The 17903-nt window shown below is 39.7% G+C and carries 17 protein-coding genes; 10 read left to right on the top strand and 7 right to left on the bottom strand.

What is annotated here, in order from left to right; genetic code table 11:
- Positions 1-734 precede the first annotated feature (734 nt).
- Positions 735-1097 (bottom strand): hypothetical protein, encoded by a 363-nt coding sequence (locus H3299_RS10145; RefSeq protein WP_182417551.1) that lies wholly within the window; start codon positions 1095-1097, stop codon positions 735-737.
- Positions 1098-1625: 528 nt separating this feature from the next.
- Here H3299_RS10145 and H3299_RS10140 point away from each other — a divergent pair.
- Entirely contained in the window at positions 1626-1919 is a 294-nt protein-coding gene (locus H3299_RS10140) for a hypothetical protein (RefSeq protein WP_182417550.1), read from the top strand.
- Positions 1920-1933: 14 nt separating this feature from the next.
- Positions 1934-2359, top strand: coding sequence for a zinc-binding dehydrogenase (locus tag H3299_RS10135; RefSeq protein ID WP_182417549.1), 426 nt, complete (start codon positions 1934-1936; stop codon positions 2357-2359).
- Positions 2360-2621: 262 nt separating this feature from the next.
- On the opposite strand, the gene H3299_RS10130 is transcribed toward H3299_RS10135, so the two are convergent.
- The 3 genes from H3299_RS10130 to H3299_RS10120 are packed head-to-tail and all read right to left on the bottom strand — an operon-like array spanning position 2622 to position 4556.
- Complete coding sequence (locus H3299_RS10130; protein WP_182417548.1) at positions 2622-3050, bottom strand: hypothetical protein; 429 nt, start codon at positions 3048-3050, stop codon at positions 2622-2624.
- Positions 3047-3487, bottom strand: coding sequence for a hypothetical protein (locus tag H3299_RS10125; protein WP_182417547.1), 441 nt, complete (start codon positions 3485-3487; stop codon positions 3047-3049). Before H3299_RS10125 ends, H3299_RS10130 begins: the two co-directional genes overlap by 4 nt.
- Positions 3488-3536: 49 nt before the next feature.
- Positions 3537-4556: a LacI family DNA-binding transcriptional regulator gene (locus H3299_RS10120; RefSeq protein WP_182417546.1), complete on the bottom strand. Its 1020-nt coding sequence runs from the start codon at positions 4554-4556 to the stop codon at positions 3537-3539.
- Between the two features lie 419 nt (positions 4557-4975).
- Here H3299_RS10120 and H3299_RS10115 point away from each other — a divergent pair, with 419 nt between their 5' ends.
- The 4 genes from H3299_RS10115 (at position 4976) to groL (ending at position 7934) form a co-directional block, all read left to right on the top strand.
- Positions 4976-5257, top strand: coding sequence for an HlyU family transcriptional regulator (locus H3299_RS10115; protein WP_182417545.1), 282 nt, complete (start codon positions 4976-4978; stop codon positions 5255-5257).
- 54 nt (positions 5258-5311) lie between these two features.
- Complete coding sequence (locus H3299_RS10110) at positions 5312-5626, top strand: DUF2293 domain-containing protein (RefSeq protein WP_182417544.1); 315 nt, start codon at positions 5312-5314, stop codon at positions 5624-5626.
- A 292-nt stretch (positions 5627-5918) separates the two neighbouring features.
- A complete protein-coding gene (groES, locus tag H3299_RS10105) occupies positions 5919-6215 on the top strand; it encodes a co-chaperone GroES (protein WP_182417543.1) in 297 nt (98 codons plus the stop codon).
- A 75-nt stretch (positions 6216-6290) separates the two neighbouring features.
- On the top strand, positions 6291-7934 hold the full coding sequence (gene groL / locus H3299_RS10100) for a chaperonin GroEL (RefSeq protein ID WP_182417542.1): 1644 nt from the start codon (positions 6291-6293) through the stop codon (positions 7932-7934).
- Between the two features lie 147 nt (positions 7935-8081).
- Here the strand turns inward: groL and H3299_RS10095 are convergent, their stop codons facing one another.
- A complete protein-coding gene (locus H3299_RS10095) occupies positions 8082-9350 on the bottom strand; it encodes a mechanosensitive ion channel family protein (protein WP_182419734.1) in 1269 nt (422 codons plus the stop codon).
- Positions 9351-9710: 360 nt separating this feature from the next.
- On the opposite strand from H3299_RS10095, the gene H3299_RS10090 reads away from it, so the two are divergent.
- The 3 genes from H3299_RS10090 to rpoD all read left to right on the top strand — a co-directional run bounded on the left by H3299_RS10090 (position 9711) and on the right by rpoD (position 15079).
- Complete coding sequence (locus H3299_RS10090; RefSeq protein ID WP_182417541.1) at positions 9711-10409, top strand: fumarylacetoacetate hydrolase family protein; 699 nt, start codon at positions 9711-9713, stop codon at positions 10407-10409.
- 278 nt (positions 10410-10687) lie between these two features.
- Positions 10688-12610: a DNA primase gene (gene dnaG / locus H3299_RS10085; protein WP_182417540.1), complete on the top strand. Its 1923-nt coding sequence runs from the start codon at positions 10688-10690 to the stop codon at positions 12608-12610.
- 456 nt (positions 12611-13066) lie between these two features.
- Positions 13067-15079: an RNA polymerase sigma factor RpoD gene (gene rpoD, locus H3299_RS10080; RefSeq protein ID WP_182417539.1), complete on the top strand. Its 2013-nt coding sequence runs from the start codon at positions 13067-13069 to the stop codon at positions 15077-15079.
- A gap of 239 nt (positions 15080-15318) precedes the next feature.
- On the opposite strand, the gene H3299_RS10075 is transcribed toward rpoD, so the two are convergent.
- Together H3299_RS10075 and modA are read right to left on the bottom strand one after the other, a co-directional pair.
- A complete protein-coding gene (locus tag H3299_RS10075) occupies positions 15319-15873 on the bottom strand; it encodes a hypothetical protein (protein ID WP_182417538.1) in 555 nt (184 codons plus the stop codon).
- A 96-nt stretch (positions 15874-15969) separates the two neighbouring features.
- Positions 15970-16713, bottom strand: a complete 744-nt coding sequence (gene modA, locus H3299_RS10070; protein ID WP_182417537.1) for a molybdate ABC transporter substrate-binding protein — start codon at positions 16711-16713, stop codon at positions 15970-15972.
- Positions 16714-16781: 68 nt separating this feature from the next.
- Here modA and H3299_RS10065 point away from each other — a divergent pair, with 68 nt between their 5' ends.
- On the top strand, positions 16782-17861 hold the full coding sequence (locus tag H3299_RS10065) for an ABC transporter substrate-binding protein (RefSeq protein ID WP_182417536.1): 1080 nt from the start codon (positions 16782-16784) through the stop codon (positions 17859-17861).
- The last annotated feature ends 42 nt before the right edge of the window (positions 17862-17903 follow it).

Raw genomic sequence — 17903 nt, 5'->3', positions numbered from 1 at the left:
TATTTAAATATTATTTTAAAACGCAACTTATAAATGACTTTTTGAGAGAAATTTTAATTTTTTGTAACTAAATATTGAATTTTTTGTAAGAAATACTTGTTATATATAAAATATAGAAAATTGATTTTATAGAGAGGATGGATATTATGATATTTTAATATCATAATATATTAAAATTTCAGATAGAATCTGAAGATATTCTAACCCTCCTTTGCTTTAATTATGCCATTAAATAAACAAAATTAGTGTAAATGTCATATTAAGTATATATTAATATGCAAATTTTATATATATCTATTATTAGGTGGAAGTTGTATATTTTTATAATTTAATTTTGATGTGCAGCATATCAAAAATTTATATAAGTATTCAGGTGTTGCAGAGATAAAAATCTGCAATAGCAAGGTGTCTGGCTTATCGCCCCCCGCTTGAAGCTGGATACCTTGCTCCTCGTTTTACTTAACCAATTTAATTCAAAATAGGTGGATTAGATTTGGTGGTAAAATGGCTACTAGTTCTTAAGCACAGGAACAGCACAGGATATTTGGCATTGTTACCCCGAACAGCTAGATATCCTGTTGGTTCATGTACAATATCAACCGGTTATTTATCAAGTTCTATGTGTGCCGTGTTTTAGCATGTTGCGCAATTTTCTTTGCAGCTTTAAAGTGGTTTACAAATTCCATCGATTAAATAGAGGTAATATTCCTTGCACCATTGGAAGTAATCAAATCTCAGCTTTTTAATGCAGTGCTTTCATTTTTAGCGGCGCAAAGAGCATCATATTCACTTAACACCGATGATAGTTCATTTTCTAAAACTATTTTTGATTGCTCACTAATATAATCAGCTAAATCCTGCGGTATTCCTGAATAGGTTATATAACCAACCGTTGCACGAATTGCTTCAAATATATTTTTTACGGTTGTTTCGCGTGCTGTGGGTGATGCATCCTGTGCTAGAAGCATAATAAAAAGTGTTTTACTGATGGCTGAGTGTACATTAATTTGGCATTGTTGATAAATAGAGTTTTGACGAAGTACTTCAATTTTTTCGTCTAAAAGCCTTATTTTTGTCGATAGTTCTGAATTAAGCATGTGCATATCCATTATAAATCCCCGTTATCTATAATTAATATCGAACAATAATTGTTATTTAAATACATTACAAGTAGATTTATTATCTATATTCAATATTATTGAATTATTAATAGTATCTTTATTATTATATTATAATAATTTACTATTTTTATTTTTGCATTGAATGATAACCCACTGATATGAAGAAATTCATTCTTATGAAATTTTTACGGCATGTTTAAACTGATAAGAGGGCAGTTGTGGTGTTATTATCCTTATGAGAAAAACTAATCTATGCGCCAATTTTTCAAGCTATAAATAAACAGGGTCAAGGTTAATTCACGTGATGATAGGTTATATTCAACCGTTGGCGGTACTTGTGCTTATTTTCTAATTTTCATTATCTTGAAAGGAAAATCAATCAGAATAATCAAAGGGTAAGAAAAATGAGCATGAGTGCTTATAGGAAACCAAAAGACATTCAGGCCGATGATAGTCTCTTAGTTTAGAAAGTATTACCCCGCAGGCAAAGGGCGCGATATTTGGGTGGAAATGAAGGCGGTTTCAGTTAATCCCGTTGATCTTAAGCTTCGTGCAAATACTATTCCCAAAGAAGACTATCGCGTACTTGGCTTTGCTGCGGCGGGTAGGGGCAAAGCGGTCCGAGATGGTTTAACTTTATTTAAGGAAGGTAATGAGGTTTTTTATGCTAGCGCGATTGATCGTAATGGTATTAACGCGCAATTTCATTTGGTCGATGAACGTATCGTAGGCCATAAGCCAATAAGTTTAAGCTTAACCGAAGCCGCGGCATTACCTTTGACTGCTATCACTGCATGAAAAGCGCTCTTTGATTGATTGCAAATTCAAAAGGCAATATTTCGGGTAATAAAAATATTCTTATTATTGGCGGTGCCGGTGATGTTGGTTCTATGGCAATAGAATGGACGCATGCTTTAAGCAATTTAACGGTGATTGCAACCGCTTCAAGAGATGAAAGCCGCGCTTGGACACACCAAATGGGGGCAGATTACATTATTAATCATCATGAAGATTTGGTGTCTCAGCTTAAAAGATTGGCCACAGATGAAGTTGGTTATGTATTATCCACCAATGCAACAGAACAATATTTGTCGTGGTTGCCATTGATAATGGCGCCGCAAAGCCATCTTGTGCTAATCGATGATCCTCAATCCTTTGATGTGCGCAGTTTTAAAGCAAAATTTATCGCAGTTCATTGGAAGCTTATGTTTTCGCGCTCATTATTAAAAAAAACATGACAGGGTGCAGCAGCATTTATTGTTAAATAAAATTGCTGGATTGATAAGGGTGAAATTAAAACAACGATCACTCAGTTATTATCACCAATCAATGTGCACAATTTGAAAGAAGCGCATTCTCAGCTTGAGGCTAGTAATGTGACGGGAAAATTAGCCATTGAAAACTGGCAATAATAGTTTGGCTAAAACGGCATTTTTAAGCAATTGTAAAAATGCCTTTTTATTTTTGACTATTTAAAATCTTGGATAATTAAAAAAAATCCTATTGCCGCAAAGAGTCAGCATATAATTTAGGCTTTAAGAAGAAGTAACTAAGGTGATATTCCATGGAATTATGGTCAATCCAACCTGAATCTGCATTCATGGCAAGGTCATCCTTGTTAATATAAAAATAGACTTTATTTTGATAAAATCGGATCAGCGTAAAGCCGATGAATTCAGCGTCAAGTACAATTCCTGTCTGGTCTTTAACAATTGCTTTAGCGAAAAAATCGTCATGGAGATTAATCGTTATAGAAATATCTGCGTCATTGTTAGAAAAATGAATGAACAGTGCCGTGCCATTTGGTGTAAAGCATTCGTCAAAAGCTAAAAGATTGCTAACGTTTCTATTGAAAATATCATGCTTGGCAAGTTGCGGATCAATGGGAAGATTGAGATCAAATAAGATGTCAAAATCATTGCTCATCATGTACTTAATCCAGTCCTTTTGGTGTTATAGCTTGCAAGATCCAGTCGCGACTTGATTGTAAGATTAATCAAATCGCATTCTATAACGCTTATTTGCTCATCTTTAACTTTATTGTTAGTGCGATGAATTCCTTCAAAAAATAGTGCCTTGTTTTTATAAATCTCAATATATTTGATATAATTCATCCAAATGGAAGTTCGGATTTTACTGGTTGTTGCAATAGCAATGCTAACATCATCAAACATCGGCGCTATACACATTGATAGTTCACGCGACCCATTTGTAAAACTTAAATCAATAAAGAAAATATCACTATCAAATTCAGCTTGCGAATAGACTGCATCTTTAAAATGAGCACAATGGTTCAGTAAAAATTCCTTATTTTTCACCGCTATATCAGCATTCCAAAGATCAAATTTTAATAAAAATTCTTCCATTAAATTGCCTTTTTGAAATGTCCCACATCGGGATGAGCTATATCGATAATTAACGCGGCTTAACCTTACCCGTTGATTGGCGTATATGGAGTTCAGGCTTTATCAGCTCATGTCCGTCAAGTACTTCCTTGCCATTTAGAAGGTCAAGCAGCGCAAGAGCCGCACGTCTGCCAACTTCGCGTTGACCGTTCCAAACAGTGGTAAGGGCAGGGGTTGCAATGGCAGCTTCTTCCAAGTCATCATAGCCGGTAACAGAAATATCTTCACCAACTTGCAATCCAGCACGGGCAATGCCATTCATTAGTCCAATGGCAACAAGGTCATTCCAACAAACAGCAGCAGTTGGTTTATCCTTTAGAGCTAAGAATTGTGGGGCTGCTTCAAAACCTGCTTGTTTGGTGCGTGGTCCAGAAATACGCCATTCGGGCTTTGCTTCAAGCCCTGCTTTTTGCATGGCATTGAGATAACCTTGATAGCGATCACGCCCAGTAGAGGTGAAATCTGTGCCACCAATCATAGCAATTTTTTCGTGCCCTAAAGAAATTAAATGGTTGGTTGCAAGGGCAATGCCAAATGTGTCATCACCTGTAAAAACCGGTGCTTCAATGCCATCAATACGGCGCGCAACAAAAACCATTGGCAATCCGTTCTCTTGGGCAATGAGGATGTCTTTTAAAGGAGTACCAATTGCCGGAGACATTATAACGCCATCAGCACCTAATTGTAACAATGTTTCAATAAAGTTGCGTTGCTTTTCTACTTGGTCATAATGGTTGGAAAGAATAAAGGTTTGCCCCGAGCGGTCAAGCTCGGTTTCGATGGAGCGTAAGATTTCAGCGAAAAACGGATTCATAATGTCATGCACAACAACGCCGATAATTCCAGAGCGGGAGGTGCGCAAACTTGCAGCCCGGCGGTTGTAAATATAGCCAATATCTCGAGCAAAGGTTTTGATGCGATTGCGCGTTTCCTCGGCAACCAAAGGGCTATCGCGTAGGGCAAGTGATACGGTCGCCGTTGAAACGTCAAGAGCTTCTGCAATGGTAGATAGTTTGATTTTTTGCGCCACCGATTAATCCTCCACTTAAAATCGCATGATATGTTTATTATTAGCTATACTGGATTTTACAATGAGTTCTAGTCCAAATCGTTCGCAATTCGTTTATTGTATTGAGTGTTGAGTGTTTTCTTACCGATGTTGCGAGATGTTTTTATGATGCAGCATATTAATGTGCTGATTTTGCCGATTAAGCCATTTTGATAATTTTACATGATTAATAATGATGGCGAATAACATACGTGGTTTTAAATAGTGGGTGAAAAATCGCTTTATAATTGTCACAATAATGGTTATGCCTAAGTTGTAAATTGGGATATTGGATGAAAGAGGGCTTTGTGAACTATCGAAAATGCCCCAATAATATGCTAATTTATAATTATGTGTGAAAACATCTAAAGCAGGTTATCAAGGCGAAGACGGAGCAGACTATGTCATTTTTTAAAAAACTTTTTGGCGGCGGCGATAAAACTCCTAAGGAAATCTCCTCTGATTCAATTGACTATAATGGTTTTACAATCAAAGCCACGCCTTTTGCTGCCGATGGTCAGTACCAATCTTGCGGTGTTATTAGCAAAACTATTAATGGTGAAGTGTGTGAGCATCGTTTTATCCGCGCTGATAAATTTGCAAGTACCGATGTGGCATTTGATATGATTACAATTAAAGCCCGTCAAATTATTGATGAGCAAGGCGATAATTTGTTTAAATAAATAGATTATTGTATCAATATCTTTGTGTCGATTTTGATAGGTGGATATCAACAAATGACAACAAAAAGAAACGAAACGCATAGCAAAATTTTAACTGAGCTTTTCCCCGCGATTCCCTTTATTGATGCAGAGGCGATAAAAGAGGCCGTAACGGCTAAGTATTTGCGCAAATTTCCACCTTCAATCGCTATTTGGTTGGCTGCCATTGCCTATATCCGCCATAATTATACAGATTATGACCAATTGCGTGATGATGGTTATGATCGTGATAGTGCATTGCATTTTGTGCGCGATAGTATCAATGAAACTTTGACGATATGGCGTTCAAGCCGCTATTTAGAAGATGATGAAGAACAACAGCTTATCTAAACTTATTGTGATATAGCTCATTTAAAAAAGTTTCTTTAGTCACATCACTGACATATTACATGCCTATATTTTATTCATAGGCATGATGCTTAGATGTGAATCTATCTAAATGACCATAATATGTGTTTGGTACATAAAAAAATAAAAAATATTTTTGCTCATTCCTTGACAAATGCCTTTTCAATTTTTATCTCTAATGCATCGTTAGCACTCTCAACTATCGAGTGCTAACAATAAAGGCATAAAGCCTTATTCAATTATTAGGTTAACATTTTTACTAAGGGTAAAAACCATGGCTACACCAAATTTCCGCCCGCTCCACGACCGTGTTGTGGTTCGCCGCGTTGAATCAGAAGAAAAGACTGCTGGTGGCATCATTATTCCTGATAGCGCCAAAGAAAAGCCACAAGAAGGCGAAGTTGTTGCTGTTGGCGCAGGCGTACGTGATGAAAACGGCAAGGTTGCAGCTCTTGATGTTAAGGCTGGCGATCGCGTTCTTTTCGGCAAATGGTCTGGCACTGAAGTCAAGCTTGGCGGCGAAGATCTTTTGATCATGAAAGAATCCGACATTATGGGTATTCTCGGCTAATCATTAGCTTTTGAGCCTGTACCTATCCGTCTATTTTTAAAAATTCGGGAAATTTCCCTAAAAGGAGTTAAATAAATGGCTGCTAAAGAAGTCAAATTTGGCCGTGAAGCACGTGAGCGCATGTTGCGCGGTGTTGATATCCTTGCCAATGCTGTTAAGGTAACACTTGGTCCAAAAGGCCGTAACGTTGTTATTGAAAAGTCATTTGGTGCACCACGCATCACTAAAGATGGTGTTTCAGTTGCTAAAGAAATCGAACTTGAAGATAAGTTCGAAAATATGGGCGCACAAATGGTGCGTGAAGTTGCTTCTAAAACCAACGATATCGCTGGTGATGGTACAACAACTGCAACCGTTCTTGCACAAGCTATCGTTCAAGAAGGCGCAAAAGCTGTTGCTGCCGGCATGAACCCAATGGATGTAAAGCGCGGTATTGATGCAGCTGTTGCTGAAGTTGTTGGCGTATTGCTTAAAAAAGCAAAGAAAATCAACACATCTGATGAAGTTGCTCAAGTTGGTACAATTTCAGCTAATGGTGAAGCAGAAATCGGCAAGATGATTGCTGAAGCTATGCAAAAAGTTGGCAATGAAGGCGTTATCACTGTTGAAGAAGCTAAAACTGCTGAAACAGAGCTTGAAGTTGTTGAAGGTATGCAGTTCGACCGCGGTTACCTTTCACCATATTTCGTCACCAATGCTGAAAAGATGGTGGCAGATCTTGATGATCCTTACATCCTTATCCATGAAAAGAAGCTTTCAAACTTGCAAGCTCTTCTTCCTGTTCTTGAAGCTATCGTTCAAACCGGTAAGCCACTTCTCATCATCGCTGAAGATGTAGAAGGTGAAGCATTGGCAACTCTCGTTGTTAACAAGCTTCGCGGTGGTTTGAAAATCGCTGCTGTTAAGGCTCCTGGCTTTGGCGATCGTCGTAAGGCTATGCTTGAAGATATCGCTGTTCTTACAGCAGGTCAGGTTATCTCTGAAGATATCGGCATCAAGCTTGAAAACGTAACTCTTGACATGCTTGGCCGTGCGAAGAAAGTTGCTATCACTAAAGAAACCACTACAATCGTTGATGGTGCTGGTGAAAAAGCTGAAATCAATGCACGCGTTAGCCAGATTAAGGCTCAGATCGAAGAAACAACTTCTGATTATGACCGTGAAAAACTTCAAGAACGTCTTGCTAAGCTTGCTGGTGGCGTTGCAGTTATCCGCGTTGGCGGTGCAACTGAAGTTGAAGTTAAGGAAAAGAAAGACCGCGTTGACGATGCATTGAATGCAACTCGCGCTGCTGTTGAAGAAGGTATTGTTCCTGGTGGTGGTACCGCACTTCTTCGCGCTGCTAACGGCATCACCGTTAAGGGTATCAATGCTGACCAAGACGCTGGTATCAATCTTGTTCGTCGCGCTCTACAAGCTCCTGCTCGTCAGATCGCAACCAATGCTGGTGATGAAGCTTCAATCGTTGTTGGCAAGATCCTTGAAAACAGCGCTGATACATTTGGCTACAACACTGCAACTGGTGAATATGGCGATCTTATCGCTCTTGGTATTGTTGATCCAGTTAAAGTTGTTCGTTCTGCCTTGCAGAACGCAGCATCAGTTGCTGGTCTTCTTGTTACCACTGAAGCCATGATTGCAGAACTTCCTAAGAAAGAATCTGCAATGCCTGCAATGCCAGGTGGCGGCATGGGTGGTATGGGCGGTATGGACTTCTAATAGTTCAAACCCCTTTAAAAATAGAGAAAAGCGGCTCATTGAGCCGCTTTTTTTATAATAGTATATCGAAGTTGCTGCTTATAAAATTGCCCAAACCCTGAAAAGATTTGGGCGACTAAATAGGCTTAAATAACGGGCGGCCGGTGACTATTGTGCAGTATAGCTATTATCTTTAGCAGTGTTTACATGATCGATGTTTCTAGTATTGCGTTCCATGACAATATGCATCCAATCCTTACCGCTTGGTGATTGGAAAATTTGCAAGCCAAATTCTGGTATGATTGAATATAAATGGTCAAAAATATTCGACATAGTATTTTCATATTCTGCCCAGACGACAGTATTGGTAAAGCAATAAATCTCTAGCGGTAGCCCATTAGCATCGGGTGCTAATTGGCGCACCATCAAAGTCATTTTTTGATGAATACCGGGATGGCTTTTCAAATAGGCGGTAATATAAGCTCTAAATGTGCCGATATTGGTCATGCGTCTTGTGTTGGCTGCAATAGCCGCCTTATCTCCAAGCTTGCCATTCCACTCGGTTATCTCTTTGGTTTTGCTGTCAAGATAATCGCGCAGCAATACATATTGCGATAAATGTTGCTTATCTTCTTCAGTTAAAAAGCGAATACTGCTTTGGTCGATAAAAAGCGCGCGTTTAATTCGGCGACCACCAGATTCTTGCATGCCGCGCCAATTAATAAATGGATCGCTCACCAATTTTCGGATAGGAACGGTGGTAATAGTATTATCAAAATTTTGCACCTTTACAGTATAAAGGGCAAGCTCGATAACCGTACCATCAGCACCTAGATTAGATACGGTAATCCAGTCGCCAACCCGCACCATATCGGTAGAAGCAATTTGCACACTGGCAACCAGTGATAGCAATGTATCTTGAAAGACCAGCATTAAAACCGCAGCCATGGCACCAAGGCCTGACAGAAGAATAAGCGGCGAGCGATCAATTAAGGTAGCAAGGATTAAAATGGTGGCAACGGCAAAAAGTGCAACCTTTACAATCTGAATTAGTCCTTTGATGGAGCGCATTTTTAAATGTTGGCGGCGGTGATAAATATCTTCAAATGCGCTGAGCATGGAAGAAATGGCTAGGGCGATAGTAAGAATGATAAAAGCATTGGTGACATTTTCAATAATTTTGGTGGCAGCCGCTGGTAGTCCAGGTACAACGCCAACTCCAACCGAAAATACCAATGCCGGCGCAATATTGGCAAGGCGCGAAATGGCAGAGCGAATGAAATCATTGTCGCCACCTTTTACCATATTAAGCAGCCGATAAGAGCCACGCAATAGCAAAGCGCGGACCAAAAAATTGACAACAAAAGAAGCGACAATCAGAATAGCTAGCCAAATTAAAGTTTGGAGCCAAGCGTGCTGGCCTAATAATTGCTGCATTGTTTCATCCACTTGTTGCACTCCTTGTTCTAGGTTCGAGCCCACCATACTCTCCTTTAAATGGTACCTATTGCTTTTTACTGTTCATAAAAACAGCTTTTCATTTGGTTAGGTTTAGCGGTATATTTTCGAAAAAATAGGGCAATAAGTTCATAATTATTTTATAAAGCGTTATATCATATTAAGTCGAGACAATTATTATAAGATCGTTGCTAATTTCACATTCAAAGATCATTTTATAAGATTGCTATAAGCTCTCTCTGGTTCGTAAAAGCACCGTGAAGATGTTTTTTAAGTTTATGCTTACACTTTGCGATGTGATTGATTATAGTATTGTTAATTGATGATTAGGAGATCGTTATGGGTAAAATTTTGTTTGACCTTCCAGCAACACCTTTAGTTCCAGTTGCAGGTAGCGAGGATCTTTTTCCGGTAAATCGTATTTTTTGTGTAGGTCGTAACTATGAAGATCACGCCAAGGAAATGGGCGCAGCAGTTGATCGTGAAGCGCCTGTTTATTTTACCAAACCCGCCTCGGCGGTTGTTTTGTCTGGCGGCACTATTCCTTATCCTCCTGGTACGACAAATTTTCATTATGAAATGGAATTGGTTGTTGCAATTGATAAGCCAGCTTTTAGAGTTGGTGTTGATGAGGCGCTTAATAGCGTGTTTGGTTACGCCTGCGGTCTTGATATGACACGGCGTGATTTGCAACAATATGCTAAGGATAGACGCTATCCGTGGGATATTGCTAAGGCGTTTGAAAATTCAGCGATTATAACGCCAATAACGCCAGTTGAAGAATTTGGTGCGGTTAATGATCAGCATATATGGCTCAAGCTTAATAATGAAACCAAGCAAAGTTCTCATTTAAATGCCCAAATTTGGAGTGTTGAGGAAATTATTAGCCATTTGTCGCATTATTATCACTTAACTGCCGGTGATCTTATCTATACAGGCACACCAGCAGGTGTTGGTGCGGTAAAGTCTGGCGATATCATAACTGGTGGTATTGATCGACTTTCACCGTTGGTTATTGAAATTGGTAATGCTGAATAGCAAAGTTATTTTAATCTTTTGCCATGGGTAGCAGTGTTTAAAAGCATTTGCCAGAATAAAAATCTGTGCTTGGGCTTTTACTCCATAAAAATAATAATTATATAGGCGTTAAGTCACATAGCTATTGAATGTCTATGCGATTTAATGTCTATAAAATTATCCATTGCTTAAAAGCTTGCTGAAAACTATGGCTTGGGTTATGGCAATATGGTTGTGCTGTTGGGCTTTTAACATTAGAGTTCCTTTGCTCGTTTTATGATCAATATCAGGTTTTATTAATGCGTTTTTCACCGGATTTTCTGGACGATATTCGAGGCCGTGTCCCTATTTCAACGGTGGTTGCAACGCGCGTTACATTTGACAGTAAAAAAAGCAATGCATCCCGCGGAGATTATTGGGGGTGTTGTCCATTTCATGGTGAAAAGACGCCAAGCTTTCATTGTGATGATGGCCGTGGGCGCTATCATTGTTTTGGCTGCGGTGAAAGCGGTGATCATTTTCGTTTTTTAATGACACTTGATGGCTTAGGTTTTACGGAAGCAGTGGAACGGGTAGCGGATATGGCTGGTGTGCCAATGCCAAAAGCTGATCCGCAGATGGAGCAGCGCGAAGCGCGTAAAGCCACGCTTTATGATGTTATGGAAATGGCTACTCAATTTTTTGAAGCGCAATTGCAAAATAGCCAAGGCAATGAAGCGCGACAATATTTACAAAATCGTCAATTGCCGCAAGCAATACAAAAACGTTTCCGCCTTGGTTTTGCGCCGAATAGTAAAACTGCACTAAAAGATCACCTCCTAGCCAAAGGTGTTAGCGTCAAACAAATGGGCGCCGCTGGTCTTATCGTGACAGGAGCAGATATTCCAAGTCCATATGATCGTTTCCGTCATCGTGTTATATTTCCAATTGCGGACTTAAAGGGGCGAATTGTTGCTTTTGGTGGTCGTGCTTTATCAACTGAAGTGCGGGCGAAATATTTAAATTCGCCAGAAACGGAATTATTCCATAAGGGCAATTTGCTTTATAATGGCGGCGAAGCACGACGAGCAGCACAAGCTAAAGGCGGTGAAGCAGCAAAGCCTATATTGGTTGTTGAAGGTTATATGGATGTCATTGCCCTTGCTAAAGCCGGCATTGATAATGCTGTGGCACCGCTTGGTACTGCACTAACCGACGAGCAATTACAACTTTTATGGCGCATGTCAAATGAGCCAGTTTTGTGTTTTGATGGCGATGGCGCTGGCATTAATGCAGCTTACCGTGCCATTGATCGCGCTTTACCTTTGTTAAAAGCCGGTGTGTCTTTGCGTTTTGTGACATTACCTAATGGTAAAGACCCCGATGATATTATTCGCGATAATGGTGGCCAAGCATTTTTGGGTTTAGTGAGTGAAGCGCAGCCGTTGATTGAAATGCTTTGGCAACGTGAAGTAAATGATGGCTTAACTGAAACGCCTGAACAGCGCGCCGCTCTTGAAAAGCGATTAACGACAGCTGCTTTTTTGATTAAGGATGAAAGCCTGCGCCATTATTATTTGCAGGATATTCGTAATCGACTTCGCGATTTTTTCCGCCCTAAATTTCAACCTTTTCAAAAAGGGCAAAAGAGCCAGCAAGGTAATTTTGGTAAAAAGACACTCGAGACGATTGCAGCAGGGCCATCACAAAATCTCAATAATTCCGATCTTGCTTGGTCATCAAGGACGCCAATGGCATCGCGTGATGCGGCTATTTTGCTAACCCTTGCCAATCATCCCGCCCTTTGGCATGAAAATTTTGAAGCGCTTGCGGCTTTAGAATTTGCTCACGATGGTTTACAAGATTTTCACCGGGCTATGCTTAATATTTTGGCTGAGTGGTGCCCCGATGATGGTTCTGCTATGCATGAATTGTTAATAAAACGCGGCCAAAAAGCAATATTAGATCGCATCAGTATGATGATGCGCAATTTAAATACCCGCTCTTGTACGTTAGAAGCGCCGATTGAAGATGCGCGTGAGGCATTAAAGCAAGCATTGTACTTGTATTCTAGTGCACGCAACCTACATAAACGATTAAGAGAAATAGAAGTTGATCTTTTAGCAAATCCTACTGAAGAAAAACTGGCTTTGCTAATGGATGTGAGGGCAGAGTTAGAACGTAGTAATGCCACTGAAGCGCTGATTGAAGGCTTTGGTGCATGGGAAAAAGAAAAAGGTTAGAATCACTTTTTTGTAAAATGATTCGCTTTTTTCTTGCGAATCAGACAATTAATCTCGTTAGATTAGGATTGTCATGAGCGCCACCGCAGATCTCTTGGGTGTTGGCGTTGCTTTTGGTTGTCTATTCGTATGGCTTTATGATTGAGCTATACCAATCTAAAATGAGATTATTTTTAAAAAAGCTAAAATTTTGTAATTTTTACAATGTCTTGCTTGAATGTTAATGTTTGGTTATTTTATAGGAAATACTATAAAAGCCACAATAAGTATTTATAATGCAAGATGTTCAAAGGAAGTAACATTTATATATTGGTAAATTATATAGTGTAGACACGCTTTATAGAGAATTTAGCTTTTATTGGAACTTTTGCGCCAGCAAAGGTATTTATAAGGTTTATAGTCTATGGGTCGATTGATAATGGCCTTAGGCAAGTGAATGTCTGGAGTGACGACGGTATGGCAAGCAAGGTTAAGCACAACGAGGAAAATGAAGCTGAACGCGAAGTTAATGCGGATGGCCCACTTCTCGACCTTTCCGATGACGCTGTCAAAAAGATGATTAAAATCGCCAAGAAGCGCGGTTATGTCACTATGGATGAACTCAATGCAGTGTTGCCTTCTGAAGAAGTAACGTCTGAACAAATTGAAGACACCATGGCGATGCTTTCTGATATGGGCATCAATGTTGTTGAGGATGACGAGCAAGAAGGTGACCCTGAGGTTGCGGAAGTTGAAGGCGGCGGTGAACTTGTAGAAGCTGGATCGACCGCGCTTGCTGTCGCTACTAAAAAAGAACCAACCGACCGCACAGATGATCCGGTACGCATGTATTTGCGCGAAATGGGCGCAGTTGAGCTTTTATCACGTGAAGGTGAGATTGCCATCGCTAAGCGTATTGAAGCTGGTCGCGAAACAATGATTGCTGGGCTTTGTGAAAGCCCGCTTACTTTCCAAGCTTTGATTATTTGGCGTGATGAATTAAACGACTCTCGTATTTTATTGCGTGAAATTATTGATCTTGAAACGACTTATGCCGGTCCAGAAGCGCGCCAAGCGCCAATCGTACAGCGTTTTGATCTGGAAGAAAAAGCCGAGCCAGCACCGCGCCGCCCATCGCGTGACGATGAAGATGATATCACCAATGTTGGCGGCGAATTGGGTATTGATGATGAAGATGAGGACGAGGATGAAGTAAACTTGTCGCTTGCTGCAATGGAAGCAGAATTGCGCCCGCAAGTGATGGAAACTCTTGATCTTATCTATGACACCTATTTGAAATTGCGTAAATTGCAAGATCAACAGGTTGAAAACAGCTTAACTTCTGAAAATGAAGCCTTGTCGCCAACTCAAAAGCGTCGCTTAAAAGAGCTTAAAGATCAGCTTATCAAAGCAGTTAAATCCTTGTCGCTTAACCAAAACCGTATTGAGGCACTGGTCGAGCAACTTTATGACATCAATAAGCGTCTTGTGCAAAATGAAGGTCGTTTAAAGCGTCTTGCCGATTCTCATGGTGTTCGGCATGAAGAATTTTTGAAAGCCTATCAGGGCCGTGAGCTTGATCCAGATTGGCTAAATTATGTGCTTACTTTGAAAGCGCGTGGTTGGGTAGAATTTGCTAGCCGTGAAGAGCGTCATATTCTTGAAATTCGTGGTGAAATTCAAGAACTTGCTCAAGAAACCGGTATTTCAATTGGCGAATTCCGCCGCATTGTCAATCAGGTGCAAAAAGGCGAGCGCGAAGCAACCATTGCTAAAAAGGAAATGGTCGAAGCCAATTTGCGCCTTGTGATTTCAATTGCTAAAAAATACACCAATCGTGGTTTGCAATTCCTAGACCTTATTCAAGAAGGTAATATCGGCTTGATGAAGGCGGTTGATAAGTTTGAATATCGCCGTGGTTACAAATTCTCGACCTATGCGACTTGGTGGATTAGACAGGCAATTACCCGCTCGATTGCCGATCAAGCCCGTACTATCCGTATTCCAGTGCATATGATTGAAACAATTAATAAAATTGTACGCACATCACGGCAAATGCTGCATGAAATTGGCCGCGAGCCAACACCGGAAGAATTGTCAGAAAAATTGGCAATGCCGCTTGAAAAAGTGCGCAAAGTGCTCAAAATTGCCAAGGAACCGATCTCCCTTGAAACACCCGTTGGTGATGAAGATGATTCACATCTTGGCGATTTCATTGAAGATAAAAATGCGCTCTTGCCAATTGATGCGGCTATCCAAGCTAATTTGCGCGATACAACCACGCGCGTTTTGGCGTCCTTAACCCCACGTGAAGAACGTGTATTGCGCATGCGTTTTGGTATTGGCATGAATACCGATCATACCTTGGAAGAGGTTGGACAACAATTCTCGGTTACGCGCGAACGTATCCGCCAGATTGAAGCTAAGGCATTACGTAAGTTGAAGCATCCTAGCCGTTCGCGCAAATTGCGTTCTTTCTTGGATTCATAAATTATCAAAGCTTTACAGCTTGCTAATAGTTTTGTTTAAATAAAAAGGCGGATTTACCCGCCTTTTTTTATTGTCTGCGCTTTTTTATTAAAATTCTTTGCAGCTAAACTGTTTCAAGGTTTTAAAGCCATTACTCCCATTGGAATATTGCGCAAATCAACTCCATGTCTGGTTATTGTCTTAAGTTTTCTTCATTCTCAGAATTTATATGCCTTAATAGGTAATAGGGTTGCAAGCTTTCATTGATGCCTATTTTTGCAATCATAGCCTATCATTTGTTGTTGCCCATTTTGACTGTTACGCATGAATTCATCAAGCGCTTTAAACTGGGGACAATAATAGTTCAAATGTTCTTCTGCATTTTTTTTAAGTCGTCCAGTTAGGCCGCGGATTTGTTGAGAATTTATTGAAAAATTGTCTTCTCGAACGGTCAGTGACAAAAGGCAATAATATTGTTTTTCTTTTGGGCCATTCCATAAGTAATCAGAAATACTGTTTTTAGTTTTTGGTGGTTGCAAAACCAATATTTGCGGTTGATACCATGTAATTTTTTGGGCAGTAGGTTTTATTTTATTGGCCTTATTCGTTGTTGGGTCAACTTTATCGAGCCTGTCTTTTATAGTTTCTGTTTTTGAAGGTTTCCCTAAAAGACCAATGAGTTGGCTTTCTGTGTTTAAACTTGTACAAAATTTTTCGCGATCCCAATAACGATAAAAGAGTGCGCCACTAAAAGCAGTATTTCCAGTTAAAAATATGAATATCAATGCTAGTATAAAGCTTAAACTACGCGCCATAATATCCTCGTCAAATGACTTATTGTTTTGCTAAAGTAGTAAGTCTAATATTAATTAAAATAAAGTCCAAATTATTTTGTTGCGGTAAAAACTATTTTATACAATAGAAAAGCCAAAATCTTCAAAAATCTTACGTGTTTCTGGTGATAGCAAATAATTTCCAAATTGTTGTGCAGCTTTTGTAGTTGGGTTCATTATCGCCATATAATAGTGGGAATTAACGGCAAGCGCATCGGGCAGTTCAATTAATCTAAATGCACTGTTAAGCTCACATTGTTGTTTTGCATTGCTATAATAGCCAATAATAATATCGCTTTGATGATGAATGAGGCTATCAAATAAGGTCTTTTTTAAACCAATATTGGCATCATTGATCAGTGCGCCGCCAACTAACATTTGAGCTTGCTGCAATAGCCGCTCAAATGCGCCTTTATATAGCTTTTCAAAATTTTTAAAAACTTCTAAGGCATAATCACCACCCGGATCAGCCTTTGGTGTTGATATGCCAATTTTCAAATCTGGCTGCATAAAACTTTCAATAAGATTATTTTTATCAATAGTGCTGTCCTTAAGCACAGTGCAGCATAGGCGATTATTTATAAAGTGCGATGGCTCAGTGGTTAATCCTGCTTCAAATAGGCTTTGCGGCCAGCCCTTGTTGGCAGAACAAAAAATATGGGGTCGATCGCCATTTACAATTTCTTGGTAAAGAAGGCCGGCAGGGCCAAAGCGAAATGCAAGCTGGGCATTATCAAGCTGTTGCTGCCATTTATCTTTTATTGCATTAAAGCAGCTATTGAGGCTGCCAGCTGCATAAATTTCAAGTTGTTGCTTTTGCATGATTGCACCCTTGTATATAAATAAAATTGTTATATAGTCTTACTATATAACGATAGGAATGTCTATTTATGAATAAAATTTACAAAACTTCCCATTTTAGCACGCGCTTAAAGTCGCTTACTTTAAGTGCTTTTGCACTTGTTTCATTTTCTTTAACCCCAGCTCTTGCAGAGCGACAATTTACAGATCAGCTTAATCGTAGTGTAACGCTACCAGACAAGGTTGAGCGTGTGGTGGTTTTGCAGCACCAAACTCTAGATATTTTAGTTGAGCTTGATGCCGATAAGAAAATTGTTGGTGTTTTAGATCGTTGGCCAAAGCTTATCCCGGGTCTTAATATATATGCCCCAGAATTGGATAAACTGCCAAAAGTGGGTGATTTAACCAGTGTTAATATTGAGGAAGTTGTTGGCCTTAACCCTGATGTGGTTTTTGTTACCAATTATGCACCACAAGCAATGATTGATCAAATCACCAAGGTCGGTATTCCAGTTGTTGCTATTTCCCTGTCAAAAGGCGAGGGGATTGAAGCGCCCAAATTAAACCCGACCTTTGCTGATGATGATGCGGCTTATTCAGAAGGGCTACGTGAAGGTATTAAGTTAATTGGTGCTATTGTCGATCGCGATAAACAGGCTGATGAGCTTATTCAATATGCATTTGATAAGCGTAAAATTGTTGAAGATCGCGTTGCAAATATTGCGGATAAAGACCGCGTGCGCCTTTATATGGCTAATCCGGATCTTCATACCTATGGCAGCGGAAAATATACTGGCGTTATCATGAAGCGTTCGGGCGGCACTAATGTTGCTGAAGGCGTCAAAGGTGCGGCACAAGTATCAATTGAGCAAGTGGTTTTGTGGGATCCGCAAGTGATCTTTGTTCAAGATCGTTATGCAAGTGTCGCCGATGATATTCGCAATAATCCGCAATGGAAAGAAATTTCAGCGGTGAAAAACAATAAAATCTACATCACGCCGGAATATGTAAAGCCTTGGGGTTATCCTTTACCAGAAGCTTTGGCGCTTGGCGAACTTTGGATGGCAAAAAAGCTTTATCCTGAAAAATTCGCAGATATTGATATGAATGAGGTTGTGCAGGAATATTATCAAAAATTCTATCGCCATTCCTATGATGGTGAAAACTAGAATTTAAATTACAAGAAATGCAAAAATGTTAAAATGGTAAGG

Origin of the sequence: Bartonella sp. HY038, assembly GCF_014117425.1 — a bacterium.
GTDB lineage: Bacteria > Pseudomonadota > Alphaproteobacteria > Rhizobiales > Rhizobiaceae > HY038.
Note: the sequence above shows the minus strand (reverse complement) of the source record. Positions and strands in the feature narration are given on the sequence as shown.

Coding starts and splice junctions, on each gene's coding strand:
- H3299_RS10145 (WP_182417551.1), bottom strand. CDS start 1,097: ATGCTTAATTCAGAACTATCGACAAAAATAAGGCTTTTAGACGAAAAA.
- H3299_RS10130 (WP_182417548.1), bottom strand. CDS start 3,050: ATGATGAGCAATGATTTTGACATCTTATTTGATCTCAATCTTCCCATT.
- H3299_RS10125 (WP_182417547.1), bottom strand. CDS start 3,487: ATGGAAGAATTTTTATTAAAATTTGATCTTTGGAATGCTGATATAGCG.
- H3299_RS10115 (WP_182417545.1), top strand. CDS start 4,976: ATGTCATTTTTTAAAAAACTTTTTGGCGGCGGCGATAAAACTCCTAAG.
- H3299_RS10110 (WP_182417544.1), top strand. CDS start 5,312: ATGACAACAAAAAGAAACGAAACGCATAGCAAAATTTTAACTGAGCTT.
- groES (WP_182417543.1), top strand. CDS start 5,919: ATGGCTACACCAAATTTCCGCCCGCTCCACGACCGTGTTGTGGTTCGC.
- groL (WP_182417542.1), top strand. CDS start 6,291: ATGGCTGCTAAAGAAGTCAAATTTGGCCGTGAAGCACGTGAGCGCATG.
- H3299_RS10095 (WP_182419734.1), bottom strand. CDS start 9,350: ATGCAGCAATTATTAGGCCAGCACGCTTGGCTCCAAACTTTAATTTGG.
- H3299_RS10090 (WP_182417541.1), top strand. CDS start 9,711: ATGGGTAAAATTTTGTTTGACCTTCCAGCAACACCTTTAGTTCCAGTT.
- dnaG (WP_182417540.1), top strand. CDS start 10,688: ATGCGTTTTTCACCGGATTTTCTGGACGATATTCGAGGCCGTGTCCCT.
- rpoD (WP_182417539.1), top strand. CDS start 13,067: ATGGCAAGCAAGGTTAAGCACAACGAGGAAAATGAAGCTGAACGCGAA.
- H3299_RS10075 (WP_182417538.1), bottom strand. CDS start 15,873: ATGGCGCGTAGTTTAAGCTTTATACTAGCATTGATATTCATATTTTTA.
- modA (WP_182417537.1), bottom strand. CDS start 16,713: ATGCAAAAGCAACAACTTGAAATTTATGCAGCTGGCAGCCTCAATAGC.
- H3299_RS10065 (WP_182417536.1), top strand. CDS start 16,782: ATGAATAAAATTTACAAAACTTCCCATTTTAGCACGCGCTTAAAGTCG.